2 protein-coding genes are annotated in these 1525 nt (G+C 63.9%); both read right to left on the reverse strand.

Translation table 11 applies throughout. From position 1 onward, the window contains the following. Window positions 1-158 precede the first annotated feature (158 nt). Window positions 159-713 (reverse strand): kinase, encoded by a 555-nt coding sequence (locus FXO23_RS50430; RefSeq protein ID WP_158896322.1) that lies wholly within the window; start codon window positions 711-713, stop codon window positions 159-161. Window positions 714-820: 107 nt separating this feature from the next. Then, a partial coding sequence (locus tag FXO23_RS50435; RefSeq protein ID WP_246258685.1) for a group II intron maturase-specific domain-containing protein occupies window positions 821-1525 on the reverse strand: 705 nt, incomplete at its 5' end.

The raw sequence follows: 1525 nt of genomic DNA on the forward strand, positions 1-1525 counted from the left end.
GCTTCCGCCGGATATGGGACGACGTCGTCACGCAAAGGATCGACCGGATACCAGCAACTCCGAGCACTCGTGCGGTTCCTCATCAACGATCTCGCCGTCCCACCGAGTCACCAGGAAGAGGAAACCCACCCGACCCTGCTTCTGTAACGCACGTGCGTCTACGCCCCGGGCGTGCTGGTCACCGGGTCGTGGGCGTACTGGCCGAACACGTCGCCGAGGATCCGCGCCGTCGTCTCGTGCAACGTGGAGGTTTCCGGGATGAGGTGCTCCCCGCGCACGCCGAGCAGGTCGCGGTGGCGGTACCAGCCGCGCATGTCCTCGGCGCCGAACTCGGCGGCTTGCGGACGGGTCGCGTGCCGGCGCAAGGATTCGGAGAACGACACATCGAGGTAGTAGAACGCGGTGGCGCCGCGGTGATCGGCGGCGAGTTCGGTGAGCATCGCGGCATATCGCTCGGCGTGCAAAATCCCTTCGATGATCACGTGATAGCCATGATCGAGCGCGTAGCGGGCCACGGTGGAAATCAGGCCGATGTTGACGCCGTCGGGAACGTCGCGCTCTTTGAGCACGGTAAGCCGCATCACGTCCTGCTGCACAAGCGCGCAAGTACGGCCCAACCGCGAGCGCACCGCGAGCGCGGTGGAACTCTTCCCACAACCCGAGTTACCGCGCACCACGACCAGACACGTCGCCGATGATCCCGTTCGCCCCATTGGTAGTCAGGGGCGCGGTGCCGTTGCCGGTCCGTTTCCCCATCCCCCTTTCAATCCGTACGTGCGGTTTTCCCGCATACGGCTTACCGATGATCTTCTTGGCATGGTTACGCTGCCTTCGGGTATCGGATGGTGCCGCGAAGTCGGTGGAGGCCTTGTTGGTTGAACCACTCTTCCGTCCATTGCTGGGCTTGACCGGCCCGCAAGTTGCGGCCCCGCTTCTTGATCATCAAGCGACGGAGGCGCCATGTCACGTGCCGGTCGATCTGACGGAACTTGTCGGCGGCGTTCCCGGTGCGAAAGTAGTTACCCCAGCCACGCAGAATCGGATTGATCTCCGCGATGATCACGCGGATATCTTTGACCCCGACGCGGTTGCTGCCGGTGCAGCTTCGGATCTTGGTGCGCAATCGCTTCATCGCCTGCTGCGAGGGCCAGCGGTGCAGGTAGTACCGCACGATGCGCCGCCGCTCCCACAGCCGACCCGACATGCGGGCACGAAAGTGACAACCAAGAAAATCCAGCCCCTCCCGGCCTTCCCTGAGATCCACAACCTTCGTTTTCTCCGGGTGTAGCTGCAACCCGAGCGAGGCGAGGATCTCTCCTACCGCGCCCAGGGCCGTCTGGGCCTGTTCGACCGAGCGACAGAGCACCACGCCGTCGTCGGCATAACGCACCAACTCACCCACACCACGAGCGGTGAGCTCGCTGTCCAGGACGTGCAGGTAGATATTGGCCAACAGCGGGGAAATAAGTCGGGTAGCCGGGACGCATTGCTGCGTCCCGGCCCCCTCAGAACCGGACTGGTGCGT

This window comes from Amycolatopsis anabasis (assembly GCF_009765355.1).
Lineage (GTDB): Bacteria > Actinomycetota > Actinomycetes > Mycobacteriales > Pseudonocardiaceae > Amycolatopsis > Amycolatopsis anabasis.